Here is a 12,836-nt window from a genome sequence, read left to right as displayed (position 1 = left end):
AGCCCTATTCTGGGGGCATGGTCCGCCAACCGCTCACACCTGAGCAGATCGAAGCCGGCAGGCGTCTCGGCGCCCTGCTGCGCCACGCGCGAGCGGGACGCGACCTAGCGGAAGTCGCGCACGTGGCCGGCATCTCGCCGGAAACCCTGCGCAAGATTGAGACCGGACGACTGCCGTCCCCCGGATTCGGCACGATCGTCTGCCTCGGTGAGGCACTCAACGTGCCGGTTCAGGAGTTGGCGGCTACCTGGCGCGGCAACGACCTACCGCTGGAAGCCGTCTCGTAGCCGCTGTTGCGCCCGCCCACGGAGTCCCGGTGGACACGGCCGGTTCCTCATCCAGCGCCTGTGCCTGTTGATCCAGCCACTGCTGGTCGAGCCGGCATCGTGACCCGCCCGGTTCCCCGGACGCCGGCGCGGCCCGACCGCCGGCCCGCCACCCGTACACCGAGGACGTCGGCGACAGGCTGATCACCGCTGTGCTGAAGGAGCCGGCCTCCCGGTGACGCCTGGCCAGTCGGCCCGTCGGGCGGCCTCAGGGGAGACTACGGAACCGGGCCACCGGTCTACCGCCAAGACGTGCCTGCGACCGAGATCCGCCCGCCGCTGCTCAGCCGGGTGCCCTGCCGGTCCTGGGTGCTGCTCGACCTCGACGCCTGCCTGGTCACGGTGTTCGGCAGCCCCCGTCGGTAGGGACCGTACCGGTGGTCTTCCAGGAGCAGGTCATGGCCATCGCGCAGCAGCTCGCCGGGTACTCCCTCGGCGCCGCCGACATGCTGCGCCGGGCCATGGGCAAGAAGAAGAAAGAGGTCCTGGACGCCGAATGGGATCGGTTCTCGGCGGGCATGCGCGGACGCGGCTTCTCCGAGGAGGCGATCAAGGCGGTCTGGGACGTCCTGGTCCCGTTCGGCGGCTACGGCTTCAACAAGTCGCACACCGCCGGGTACGGCCTGGTCTCCTACTGGACCGCCTACCTCAAGGCCAACCACCCGCAGGAGTACCTGGCCGCGCTGCTCACCTCGGTCGGCGACGACAAGGACAAGATGGCCGTCTACCTGTCGGACTGCCGGCGCCTGGGCATCAGGGTGCTGCCCCCCGACGTCAACGCCAGCGGGCTGGACTTCGCCGCCGTTGGGTCCGACATCCGCTTCGGCCTGGGCGCGGTGCGCAACATCGGTGCGCAACATCGGAGCGGGCGTCGTCGAGGCGATCGTCACCACCCGGGAGGCCCGCAGCACCTACACCGACTTCAACGACTTCCTGGCCAAGGTCCCGTCCGTCGTCTGCAACAAGCGCGTCATCGAGTCACTGGCCAAGGCCGGCGCCTTCGACAGCCTGGGACACCGCAGAAAAGCCCTGGTCTCGGTGCACGAACCCGCCGTGGACACGGTCATCGACATCAAGCGGAACGAGGCCCACGGCCAGAACTCGCTGTTCGGCGAGCCCGGCCGGAGCAGCGCCTTCTCCGTCGCGATCCCCGAAGGCGAGTGGGACAAGGCCACCCTGCTCGCCTTCGAACGCGAGATGCTCGGCCTGTACGTCTCCAGCCACCCGCTCGACGGCGCCGAACGCGTCCTGTCCGCCGGCCGCGACGCCACCATCGCAGACCTGCTGGCCTCCGGACGCCAGGACGGCGCGACCCGGATCAGCGGCATCATCTCCAGCCTGCAACGCAAGGTCACCAAACAGGGTCGTGCAGGATTTCAAGCACATCCTGACCACCCATCCCGGCCGGGCACCCGTGCACGTACGGGTGCACCGCCCCGGCGCCGCGAGCGTGCTGTGGAACCTCCAGCCGTTCCAGGTGGCCCCGGAGCCGGCGTTCTACGGCGATGTCAAGGCACTGCTCGGCGCCGGCGCGATCGGCGGCGCATGACCGGCCGGTGGGCCTGCCCGCGCTGCCGTACCGGCGAGGTCCTGGCCGTCGTGCGCCTCCCGCACACCTGGACGAACGCGGCGGGCGACCCGGTCCGCGGCATCCGTGACGCTCTCCTGTGCGCCTGCTGCGACGCAGGCGACCCCAATGCCGGCCCGATCATCACGTACTTCGCCGTCCATGGGTCCGCGCAACCAGAGACCCTGGTTCAACTCGCGCGGTACCTGCTCCGCTGGATCCATCGGGCGCGGGCGCCGAAGCAGCCGGACGAGAACGCGCTGAACGCCGAGGCCGAGGCCTGGTACCGCGGCGAGCTGTAACGTCGTCTTCGCCTTGGCCAAGGCAGACCACCCGCCACGGCCGCGAGCTCGCGCACCTCGTGGTGGCGGCGCCTGTTCGGCATTCGGCCTGGTCAGGCAGATCGTGAACAAGTGAAAAGATCATGTGTTCACTGCTTTGTCAACGCCTCGTTGACGTGGGGTGGTGTGGGGCGGCGGGGGGTGAGGCGCTCAGCGCGCTCACCGGCTACGCCTCTCCGCGGGGCCAAGACGCTCCTCCAGCCGTTCGAGCCTGCGCAGGACGGGACGGAGCTCCTCGCGGATGGCCGCCGACAGCGCGCTCGCCGCGTCGGCGGGCTGGGCCGGGACACCGGGAGCGGCCTGGGTCTGCGCACACAGGTGGACATAACCGGCGAGGGCCGCCGATACCGCGCGGCGGGTCAGCCGGTGCTCGGCACCCAGCTCCCGCAGGACGTGCCCGGCCACTCCCTCAGGTTCGGCGATCAGCCCGAGGAGCAGGTGTTCGCAGCCGATGTAGTTGTGGCCGAGCGAGGTGGCCTCGGTGACGGTCATCTCCAGGGCCGCCGCAGCCGGTGCCCCGAAGGTGAGCTCTGCGCCGGTGGCGGTCGCGGCCGGTGCGTCGAGGCGCGGCCGGTCCAGTCGGCGCCGCACCTCCTCGGGGTCGATCTCCAGGGCGCCCAGAACCTGGAGCGCTAGGTTGCTCCCCTCGGCGAGCATGCCGCCCAGCAGATGCTCGGTGCCGACCTCGGCCGCGCCCAGGGCTCGTGCCTGCTCCACCGACAGCTTGATCACGGACCGGGCCCGGGGGGTGAAGTGCGGGAAGCGCGCCGTCAGGTCGTCGATGTCGGGGGAGCTGAGCGCCGTCTCGCGGATGGAGGTCACCCGCCGTACGGCCTGCTCCAGTGCCCGCTGGCACACGGCGGAGACCGGCACCCCGGCTCTCTTGACCGCCTCGGCCAGCTCGTCGGGCAGGTAGACATTGATCTTCGGCATTACATCTCCCCTTAGGGGTTATGGAAGGGTTATAACCCATAGATAACCCTGGAGGGGGGTAATTGTCTAGCGTGCCGCACCGGTGAGGAACCGGGTGATGTCAGGGGCGAGGGCCGCGCCCCTGGCGGAGAGCCATGCCAGATTGTTGCGACTGGTGAAGGCGGCGAGTCTCCGGGCGTCGAGCCGAGTGAGATCGCCGGACCTGGCCAGCACGGGGGTCAGGGCGATCCGGTTCCAGGCGGCGCTCTCACCCAGGGAGCGGGCTATCTGCGGGTGCGCGGCGCGGACGGCGGAGGCGATCGGATGCAGGCGGCCTCCGGAACCGGAGGAGGCGTCAACGGGGGCGAGCAGGTTGACGGCGGCGATCTCGACGCCTTCCGACCGGGTGGCCCGGAGCATCTCCTGGTCGCCGCGTGCCAGACCGGCTTCGGTGACCGGGAGGGTGAAGCTCACCGTGAGGGGACGGCCCTCGCGGGCGGCCTCCCGTTGCAGGGTCGCGATCGCCCTGGCGCGCCGCCGCACGACGGTGTCACCGGCCGGGGCGTGGACCTCGAAGTCGATGTACCTGGCGTCGAAGGCGCCGATCGCCCGGCGGTAGGCGGCGGTGAGCCGACCCGGGTCCGCGCAGGCGGTGGCGAGTTCGCGTCCGGTGGGGCCGCCGAAGGCGAGGCCCGCGTCCCCGCCGGCGGCTCGCAGGGAGCCGAGCCGATTGGCGACCGGATTGCGTCCCTGCCCCTGGAGCCCGCCCCACCTGGGAACGCACCCCCTGTGCCCGGCGGTGAGGTGGCCGAGCGTGAACCAGCGCACTCGGCTCTTCCTGACCGCCCTGGAGAGGTTGAAGCGCGGGTCGTGGACCGCGTCCACGAACGCCACGAAGCCCGACGGGCGGACGACGGCCGGTGTGGACGCCTGTTCGGACGCGGGCCGGGTGGCGGTCCCCGAGGGCGGCGCGCCCGCCCCGGCATGCCTGCCGGCGGCGGCCCACTCACCCTGCGCCCTGGGGGGCAGCAGCCAGATCGCGCCACCGGTTCCCGCAGCGAGTGCGATGGAGGCGAGCACCACGAGGGGCCGGGGCGGGGTGCCGGGCTCGCGGGCCCGGCGGGTGCCGGTACGGTCGGTCGCCACGGGCATGTGATCCCCCTCCTCAACGACAGGGGTGATCGCTTTAAGTGTTGGATCCGCTACCCGTTGCGTCGAAGGCCAGAACGTTAGCAAGCGTTCCGGTCACGGCGTGGGCTTTCTGCGGATGCCGTCCGGAGTGCCCGGATAATGGTCGCCATGAAGTTGAGGATCTTCACTGAACCGCAGCAGGGTGCCACCTACGACGAGTTGCTGACGGTCGCGCTGGCCACGGAGCGGCTGGGGTTCGACGCCTTCTTCCGTTCCGATCATTACATGCGGATCGGAGGGGGCGATCCCGGCCCCGGCCCCACCGACGCCTGGACGACCCTGGCGGGCCTGGCCAGGGAAACCTCCACGATCCGCCTCGGCACCCTGGTCACCCCGGCCACCTTCCGGCTGCCGGGACCGCTGGCGATCAGCGTGGCCCAGGTCGACCAGATGAGCGGCGGCCGGGTCGAGCTGGGCCTGGGCGCCGGTTGGTTCGACGCCGAGCACATCGCGTACGGCATCCCCTTTCCGCCGGTCGGCGAGCGGTTCGGCCGGTTCGAGGAGCAGTTGGAGATCCTGACCGGGCTCTGGACCACACCCGCGGGTGAGACGTTCTCCTTTGAAGGCGCCCACTACCGGCTGGCCGACTCACCGGCGCTGCCCAAGCCCGCGCAGAGCCCCAGGCCGCCGATCATCATCGGCGGCGTCGGCGCCAGGCGCACCCCGCGCCTGGTCGCCAGGTTCGCCGACGAGTACAACGTGCCGTTTCGCACCCTGGATGACACCGCGAAGGCCTTCGACCGGATCGGCAGGGCATGCGAGGCGGAGGGCAGGGCGCCGGTCATGCTCTCCGTCGCGCAGACCGTCTGCGTCGGCTCCGGCGACGCGGAGATCGCGCGGCGGGCCGGGATCATCGAGCAGGACCTCGGCGCGCTGCGCGCGACGGGCCTGGCGGGTACCCCCGCCGAGGTGGCCGAGAAGATCGGACGCTTCGCCGAACTGGGCGCCGAGCGGATCTACCTGCAGGTGCTTGACCTGGCCGACCTTGACCACCTGAACCTCATCGCCGAGGAGGTCCTGCCTCACGTGTAAGCCGGGCGCCGCAGATGGGCGGGCGTCTTCGAGGCGGACGCGGCCGAGGCGGACGCGAGCATCGCGATGCACCGCGACTCCGTCCACCTGCCCGGCCTCCAGGGGCTCAGAAAGCGCCTGGAGGGCCGAACCGGCCGGCCCGTGCCCGGGAGTGCCACCGCCTGCGGCGGAGCAGGCCCAGCACGGCCATCGCCAGCCAGGCGAGGAGGAGGAACTTCAGCACCCCGACTCCGGCTACCGCCACCCCCGCCACCAGCAGCAGGACCACCACGGGAGCGAACGGAGGCCCGCCCCGGTGTCCCGCGTGGTGGTGACTCCAGGCCGCGCGGTGACGGATTCGGGACCCGGGCCGGAACCCGGGATGATGAACGCCCCGGGCGTGCGCGTGCCACTCACGTCCCCATGGGCTCCCGGCGTCTTCGAACTCCTCCGGCCCGGGGTCGCGCGGACCGGGGAGGTCCGCGCACACCACGGCGAGGTCGCCGCCCGTTCGCGCGGACAGGGTAAGTTCGAGGCGCTCGTCGAGTTCCTCGCGGGTCAGGCGGCCCTTGGCGTAGTGCTCGCGCAGGGCCTCCATCGCCGCGTCACGCTCGGCGTCTCCGATGCGGAGGTCGTCTCGGGGCGTCATGGTCGGGTCACTCCTCGCCGGTGTCGCCGTCGGCCAAGATCTGGTAGAGCTTGCGACGCGTCTCGGTCAGCGTCTGCTTCGCCTGCCGGATCTGCGCCTCGCTGCCGGTCTGCAGGATCTGGAGCATGGCGAACCCCGACTGGCGGGCGATGTCCATCAGCTCCCAGGTGCTGTCGTCGATGTCGGGCGTCATCTCCTCCCACGGCGCGCGCACCTCGTCGGAGTGCTCGGCCACGTAGGCGCGGCCGGCCTCGGTGAGGCTGAAGGTCTTGCGCCCCTCGTTCTCCTCGGCCAGGACCAGGCCCTCGTCGGTGAGCTGCTGCAACGCCGGGTAGACCGCCCCCGGACTGGGCTTCCAGCCCCCCTCGCTGCGCCGCTCGATCTCCTGGATGATCTGGTAGCCGTTCCGCGGGGACTCGGTGAGCAGGGCGAGGATCGCCGCGCGGACATCGCCGCGCTTGGCCTTGCGTCCGCGTCCGAACGGTGGGCCTCCGCCGAACGGGCCTCTGCCCCCCCGGCCGCCTCGGGCGCCCCTGGCGAAGTCCCAGGGGAACCCGCCGCCGGGGAAGGGGCCGCGGTGACCGCGGTGCCGGTGCTCGTGCGGCCCGCCCTCGTGGTGCTCGTGCGGCCCGTGCTGCGGCCCGTGCTGCGGCCCGCCCTCGTGCCATCCGGCGGCCATCTGTCGCCACGCCTCTCTGGCCGCGCGCTTCATCTCGCGCCTGACCTCCGGTGAGCCGAACCCGGACCAGGGGCCATTCGTCGCACTTGTCGCTGTCATGTCGTACCTCCATATCGCGATCGTCTTTTGACCGCTCTCGATGGCTCAAAGATATATCGAGAACATTCTGACAGCAACCCATGTCCTGAAATATGGGCTTCCTTCGGCCGGGTTGCCGGTGGTCACCATGCGGGTGCTCGGCGTGTAAGTGAGGTAGATCACGTAATTCTTGCCAGATTCCGGAACAAGCACTGAGACCTGCACGTTACAAAGGACGTAGACGGGATTCGTTCCGTGTCGGAAGGGCTGGGGGGTGCTTTCGGCGCGGAACGGTCCCGTCTGTCGTTTTCGCAGGCGTTTCCGCAGGCCCACGTCTGCTCACCGGTCTTTCCCGTCGCACCTCCGGTCTCCCGTGGAGACGATCCGGAGGGCGCCCGGCGAAGACTCCGGTGCGAGGCTCCCAGGTGAAGACGATCTTCCCGGGCGGATGCTCTCGTACGGCCGTCCCCGGCACCGATCACCGGTTCCATCCGTTCCCCATTCGTAGGAAGATGCCGATGGCAGGCACTTCTCACGGAGGGACGGGGAGATCGAAGCGGACGACCGTCGCCCTCGGGCGACCCTGGAAGCGGATGGAAACGATCAGCGCTCACGCGCCGGGATCATCTCGCCCGCGCGACACGCCGATGGTGCAAAATGGCACGATCCTCCATCTGGAGGGGGCTTTGGCGTACGGTCTCCCGGGGTGATCTTGATGGCGGTGTTTGGGCGATGATGGGTCATACGCATGCGCTGACGGGGGCGATCGCCTGGCTGGGCGTGGCGCCCACGCTGGCCGCGCTGCCGCTGCTGACCGAGACGTCGAAGTTCCTGGAGACCGGCGTCATGGTCAACGCGCTCAACCCGGCCGAGTTCGTCGCCGGGGCCCTCATCTGCGCCGGTGCCGCGATGCTGCCCGACCTCGACCATCCGAGCGCGACGATCGCGCAGACGTTCGGGCCGGTCACCTGGGGGCTGAGCAAGGCGGTGTCGTGGCTCGCCGGCGGCCACCGCAACGCCACCCACTCGCTCGTGTTCGCGGCAGCCGCGGGCTTCGGCGCGCATTACCTGGCCAACACCTATCCGATCGGCCGCGACATTCTGGTGGTCCTGCTCATCGGCCTGGCGCTGCGGGCGATCGGGGTCGGCATCCCGGGCAAGAAGTTCGCCTCGGCGATGCTCAACGTCGGCATGACGGCCGGGTTGTTCGTGGTGTTCCGCAGCGACAACGTGGGTTACGCCTGGCTGGGGCTGGCGGTCGCGATCGGATGCCTGACCCACGTCGTGGGTGACTGCTGCACCGAGAAGGGCTGCCCGGTGCTCTGGCCGATACGGCGGAAATGGCTGCTGCCGTGGAAGATCGGCATCAAGACGGGCCGCGCCTTCGAGCAGAAGTTTCTCGCCCCGGTACTTTCCGTCGTCGTTCTCGGGTTGCTGTACCTCCGCCTCGCTCCGCAGTGATCATACTGGGGGTAATTTGATGTCGAGATACCCGGGGCGATATCTTGATATCGAGACATCCGCTGCAACCTGCGGGTGCCCCGGAGGTTAGGTGTACCTAACAGTCCGGGGTGCTCGGGTGGTGCGGCAGGATCTAATCGCGCCTTATGTGCCGGCGCGACAGACATCAGGGTGATGAGGGAGGCGAACCGTGTCCTCGAACAGCTTTGGCAGCCGTGACACGCTCCGCGTCGGTGACGCGGGATACGAGATTTACCGGCTGGACGCCGTGGAAGGGTCGGGGCGTCTCCCGTACAGCCTGAAGATCCTTCTTGAGAACCTTCTCCGCACGGAGGACGGCGCGAACATCACCGCCGACCACATCCGCGCGGTCGGCCAGTGGGATCCGTCCGCCGCGCCGAACGTGGAGATCCAGTTCACGCCGGCTCGCGTGATCATGCAGGACTTCACCGGCGTCCCGTGCGTCGTCGACCTGGCGACCATGCGCGAGGCCGTCCGCGACCTCGGCGGTGACCCCGCCAGGATCAACCCGCTCGCCCCGGCCGAGATGGTCATCGACCACTCGGTCATCGTCGACTTCTTCGGCGGCCCCGATTCCTTCCAGCGCAACGTCGAGCGGGAGTACGAGCGCAACCGCGAGCGCTACCAGTTCCTGCGCTGGGGGCAGACCGCCTTCGACGAGTTCAAGGTCGTCCCGCCGGGCACCGGCATCGTGCACCAGGTCAACATCGAGCACCTGGCCCGCGTGGTGATGACGCGAAGCGTCGAAAAGGACGGCAAGGCGGTGTTGACCGCGTACCCCGACACCTGCGTCGGCACCGACTCCCACACCACGATGGAGAACGGCATCGGCGTCCTGGGCTGGGGCGTCGGCGGCATCGAGGCCGAGGCCGCGATGCTCGGTCAGCCGATCTCGATGCTGATCCCGCGGGTGGTCGGTTTCAAGCTGACCGGCAAGCTCCCCGCGGGGGCCACCGCCACCGACCTGGTGCTCACGATCACCGAGATGCTCCGCAGGCACGGCGTCGTCGGCAAGTTCGTGGAGTTCTACGGCGAGGGCGTCTCCAGCGTGCCGCTGGCCAACCGGGCCACGATCGGCAACATGAGCCCCGAGTTCGGCTCGACCTGCGCGATCTTCCCGATCGACGGCCAGACGATCGACTACCTCACGCTGACCGGCCGCCCCGCCGAGCAGGTCGCCCTGGTCGAGGCCTACGCCAAGGCCCAGGGACTGTGGCTGGACCCCTCCGCCGAGGAGCCGGTCTTCTCCGAGTACATCGAGCTGGACCTCGCCACGGTCGTCCCGTCGATCGCCGGCCCCAAGCGCCCGCAGGACCGCATCGCGCTGTCGGCGGCCAAGGAGACCTGGCGTCACGACGTGCGCAACTACGTCGAGGACATCGACCACGACGGCGTGGACGAGGCCGGGCAGGAGAGCTTCCCGGCCTCCGACGCCCCGGCGTCCAACGCCGGCGCCAACGGCAGGCGACCGCACAAGAAGGTGGCGGTCGCCCTGGCGGACGGCACGAGCTTCGAGATCGATCACGGTGTGGTGACCATCGCCGCGATCACCAGCTGCACCAACACCTCCAACCCGTACGTCATGATGGGTGCCGCGCTGCTCGCCAGGAACGCGGTCGAGAAGGGCCTGACCCGCAAGCCGTGGGTCAAGACCTCGCTGGCTCCCGGCTCGCAGGTCGTCACCGGCTACTTCGAGCGCTCGGGCCTGCAGCCCTACCTCGACAAGATCGGCTTCAACCTGGTCGGCTACGGCTGCACCACCTGCATCGGCAACTCGGGTCCGCTGCTGGAGGAGATCTCCGCCGCCATCCAGGAGAACGATCTCGCGGTCACCGCGGTGCTGTCCGGCAACCGTAACTTCGAGGGCCGGATCAACCCCGACGTCAAGATGAACTACCTGGCCTCGCCGCCGCTGGTCGTCGCCTACGCCCTCGCGGGCACCATGGACGTCGACCTGAACACCGAGCCGCTGGGTACCGGCTCGAACGGTGAGCCGGTCTTCCTCGCCGACATCTGGCCGGCGCCCGAGGAGATCGCGGCGGTCGTCGCCTCCTCGATCGACCAGGAGATGTTCCTGCACGACTACGCCGACGTGTTCAAGGGCGACGAGACCTGGCGTTCGCTGCCGATCCCGACCGGTAACACCTTCGAGTGGGACCCGGCCTCGACCTACGTCCGCAAGGCTCCCTACTTCGAGGGCATGCCGCCCGAGCCGGAGCCGGTGACCGACATCTCCGGGGCCAGGGTGCTCGCGAAGCTGGGCGACTCGGTCACCACCGACCACATCTCCCCGGCGGGTGCCATCAAGGTCGGCACCCCCGCCGCCGACTACCTCAAGGAGAACGGCGTCGCGGTCAAGGACTTCAACTCCTACGGCTCGCGCCGGGGCAACCACGAGGTCATGATCCGCGGCACCTTCGCCAACATCCGGCTGAGGAACCTGCTGCTCGACGGGGTGGAGGGTGGCTACACCCGCGACTTCACCGCCCCGGGCGGGCCGCAGGCCTTCATCTACGACGCCTCCACCAACTACCAGGCCGCGGGTATCCCGCTCGTCGTCCTGGCCGGCAAGGAGTACGGCTCGGGCTCCTCGCGGGACTGGGCCGCCAAGGGCACCGCGCTGCTCGGCGTCCGCGTCGTCATCGCCGAGTCCTACGAGCGCATCCACCGCTCCAACCTGATCGGCATGGGCGTGCTGCCGCTGCAGTTCCCCGAGGGGGAGACGGCGCGGTCGCTGGGCCTGACCGGTGAGGAGACCTTCGACGTCGTCGGCGTCGAGGCCCTCAACGGAGGCGGCATCCCGCAGACCGTGACGGTCAGGGCCGACGGTAAGGAATTCCAGGCCGTCGTACGCATCGACACTCCCGGAGAGGCCGACTACTACCGGCACGGGGGCATCATGCAGTACGTTCTGCGCTCCCTGCTCGCCAAGAGCTGAGCAGGAGGGGCGGGGCCGCACTGAGCCCCGCCCACATCGGGGGGACACCCCAGAGGGGACACCCCAGACAAGAACCGCCCGGTGGGACATCATCCCGCCGGGCGGTTCCGTGTTCTCCGGGCCGTCGTCCAGAAGGGGCAGGTCGGGGCCGCGACTCCCACCTCGCCCGGGCCTCCATGGCAGTGGTCCAGGTGAGCGTGACGCGCATAGAGGAGATCCGCGCCCAGCTACGCGGCTCGACCGCAGAAAGCCCACTCGCCGAATTCCTGCTGACCGACGACGCCACGCGCACTTGGGACGGTCTCACCCTTCGGTGCTTCGCGCGTCTGCCTCAGCGCGCCCCTCTCGGACGAGCTGATCTATCGGGTGCATCTACCACCCACGTTTGCCGTCCCTTCGACCGGCGCGCCGACATCAACGCCCCTCCTCACCCTCTGCCACCGGCGCGCTGCTACGCCTCGTGTGCAGACCGTCCGCCCAACGCCAGGTACGCCTCACGCTCCGGGCCGTGCGACCCACCCACGCCTCAGCCACTCCCGGCCGCTCAGACTCCACCGTGGCCCAATGCGCCACCCGCACCCACGTCGCGCTCAGCGTCCACGTGGCCCCGTCCGTTCCGTCATCCAGGCGCGTCCCGACCTGATATACCGTCACCTTGTCCGGGCCGATCGACTCCGGCGGCCTACCACCAGCCGGGACATCGCTGTACGCCCAGGTCAGCTCCGCCCGGTCCGAACCGCTCTCCTGAACCCAGCTGAAGACCACCACCGCCCCCACCAGCAGCGCGATGACCACGAACACCGTCATCAGCGGAAGGTCCGGCGCAGATGACCACGCAGGTACACCCGTGTCCTGCCGTCCTTGCCCGAGAGATAGACCTCCTTGCCACCGTTGTGCAGTGACTCCTCAATGGCCAGATCCACAGCGTCCGCATCAAACGTCTCGATCACGTGCGACTCGCCGCCCAAAGCCCCGACGACGTAATGATCTGCGGACTGATCGGCGAAACGGGGCTTAAGAGCGTCGTACCGCTCCGCGCTCTCCGCCCGCCACTTGTCGTCTTGCCTGCCCCGATACCACAGGTAGGCGGGTATGAAGATGGCCAGTGCAGCAAAGGCCAGCAGAACATGCGTATCGGTGACACCGACACCCGCAGCATGGTGCATAAGAATGTCCTTTCCCTCAGTGGCTGTCTTTGCCGCTACTGTCACTAGATCCATGAGTCCTCAGCGCTGACTGCCACGACCAGGGATACACGGTCTTGCCCGCCAACTTCCCGTCCTCCCACGTCCACGCCGTACTGATCCGCGCCCCCTGGTCCTCATACACCGCCATAGCCGCCACCCCCGGCGTCTTCGAGGCTTGTTGCCCCCATTCCTCTAACTGTGGCCACGAGACCAACCACTCTTGAACGGCGCTTTCCTCCTCGAATTCCTTCGTGATCGTGCTGGCCGTGATCGTGCTGATCACATAGGGGCGCACCGGCCACGGCGCTCCCGACGACGACGCCCGCTCATGCCTCGCCCCCTGCACCGCCGGACGCCGCCGATCAATCCGCCGGTTCCGAATCCGCCGCGTCATCCACCAGCCCACCAGCATGGCCACAAACACCACGCCCAGCGGGATCAGCAGCACCTCAACCGCAAAAACCTCACCCATCGT

Annotated in this window: 12 protein-coding genes and 1 pseudogene; 6 read left to right on the top strand and 7 right to left on the bottom strand. The window is 69.3% G+C overall.

The window, feature by feature from the left end:
- Positions 1-17 precede the first annotated feature (17 nt).
- The 3 genes and pseudogenes from OG884_RS03645 (at position 18) to OG884_RS03635 (ending at position 2,195) form a co-directional block, all read left to right on the top strand.
- Positions 18-287: a helix-turn-helix domain-containing protein gene (locus tag OG884_RS03645; protein WP_326642116.1), complete on the top strand. Its 270-nt coding sequence runs from the start codon at positions 18-20 to the stop codon at positions 285-287.
- Positions 288-703: 416 nt separating this feature from the next.
- Positions 704-1,691, top strand: a pseudogene (locus tag OG884_RS03640) (helix-hairpin-helix domain-containing protein); the annotation flags it as partial.
- A 180-nt stretch (positions 1,692-1,871) separates the two neighbouring features.
- Positions 1,872-2,195 (top strand): DUF6300 family protein, encoded by a 324-nt coding sequence (locus tag OG884_RS03635; RefSeq protein WP_326642114.1) that lies wholly within the window; start codon positions 1,872-1,874, stop codon positions 2,193-2,195.
- 198 nt (positions 2,196-2,393) lie between these two features.
- On the opposite strand, the gene OG884_RS03630 is transcribed toward OG884_RS03635, so the two are convergent.
- Together OG884_RS03630 and OG884_RS03625 are read right to left on the bottom strand one after the other, a co-directional pair.
- The gene (locus OG884_RS03630; protein WP_326642112.1) at positions 2,394-3,167 is read right to left on the bottom strand and encodes a Clp protease N-terminal domain-containing protein; all 774 of its coding nucleotides are present in this window, start codon (positions 3,165-3,167) and stop codon (positions 2,394-2,396) included.
- 66 nt (positions 3,168-3,233) lie between these two features.
- Entirely contained in the window at positions 3,234-4,298 is a 1,065-nt protein-coding gene (locus OG884_RS03625; protein ID WP_326642110.1) for a hypothetical protein, read from the bottom strand.
- Between the two features lie 147 nt (positions 4,299-4,445).
- Between OG884_RS03625 and OG884_RS03620 the strand changes: the two genes are divergently transcribed.
- The gene (locus OG884_RS03620; RefSeq protein WP_326642108.1) at positions 4,446-5,369 is read left to right on the top strand and encodes an LLM class F420-dependent oxidoreductase; all 924 of its coding nucleotides are present in this window, start codon (positions 4,446-4,448) and stop codon (positions 5,367-5,369) included.
- Between the two features lie 106 nt (positions 5,370-5,475).
- Here OG884_RS03620 and OG884_RS03615 read toward each other — a convergent pair whose 3' ends face one another.
- Positions 5,476-5,997: a DUF1707 SHOCT-like domain-containing protein gene (locus OG884_RS03615; protein WP_326642106.1), complete on the bottom strand. Its 522-nt coding sequence runs from the start codon at positions 5,995-5,997 to the stop codon at positions 5,476-5,478.
- Positions 5,998-6,004: 7 nt separating this feature from the next.
- Positions 6,005-6,775 carry a PadR family transcriptional regulator gene (locus OG884_RS03610; RefSeq protein ID WP_326642104.1) on the bottom strand — a complete coding sequence of 257 codons (771 nt, stop codon included), beginning with the start codon at positions 6,773-6,775 and terminating at the stop codon, positions 6,005-6,007.
- A gap of 711 nt (positions 6,776-7,486) precedes the next feature.
- Here OG884_RS03610 and OG884_RS03605 point away from each other — a divergent pair.
- Positions 7,487-8,215 (top strand): metal-dependent hydrolase, encoded by a 729-nt coding sequence (locus tag OG884_RS03605; RefSeq protein ID WP_326642102.1) that lies wholly within the window; start codon positions 7,487-7,489, stop codon positions 8,213-8,215.
- Between the two features lie 190 nt (positions 8,216-8,405).
- Positions 8,406-11,174, top strand: a complete 2,769-nt coding sequence (gene acnA / locus OG884_RS03600) for an aconitate hydratase AcnA (protein WP_326642101.1) — start codon at positions 8,406-8,408, stop codon at positions 11,172-11,174.
- A 414-nt stretch (positions 11,175-11,588) separates the two neighbouring features.
- Here the strand turns inward: acnA and OG884_RS03595 are convergent, their stop codons facing one another.
- From OG884_RS03595 to OG884_RS03585, 3 genes are read right to left on the bottom strand one after another with little or no spacing between them, the layout of a single operon-like run.
- Positions 11,589-11,981 (bottom strand): hypothetical protein, encoded by a 393-nt coding sequence (locus tag OG884_RS03595; protein WP_326642100.1) that lies wholly within the window; start codon positions 11,979-11,981, stop codon positions 11,589-11,591.
- On the bottom strand, positions 11,981-12,340 hold the full coding sequence (locus OG884_RS03590; RefSeq protein ID WP_326642098.1) for a hypothetical protein: 360 nt from the start codon (positions 12,338-12,340) through the stop codon (positions 11,981-11,983). Before OG884_RS03590 ends, OG884_RS03595 begins: the two co-directional genes overlap by 1 nt.
- A gap of 16 nt (positions 12,341-12,356) precedes the next feature.
- Positions 12,357-12,833, bottom strand: a complete 477-nt coding sequence (locus OG884_RS03585; RefSeq protein ID WP_326642096.1) for a hypothetical protein — start codon at positions 12,831-12,833, stop codon at positions 12,357-12,359.
- Between the last annotated feature and the right edge of the window lie 3 nt (positions 12,834-12,836).

The sequence above is a fragment of the Streptosporangium sp. NBC_01755 genome (genome assembly GCF_035917995.1).
Classification (GTDB): domain Bacteria; phylum Actinomycetota; class Actinomycetes; order Streptosporangiales; family Streptosporangiaceae; genus Streptosporangium.
The sequence above is the reverse complement of the archived record's forward strand: the minus strand, read 5'-3'. Positions and strand labels throughout refer to the sequence as shown.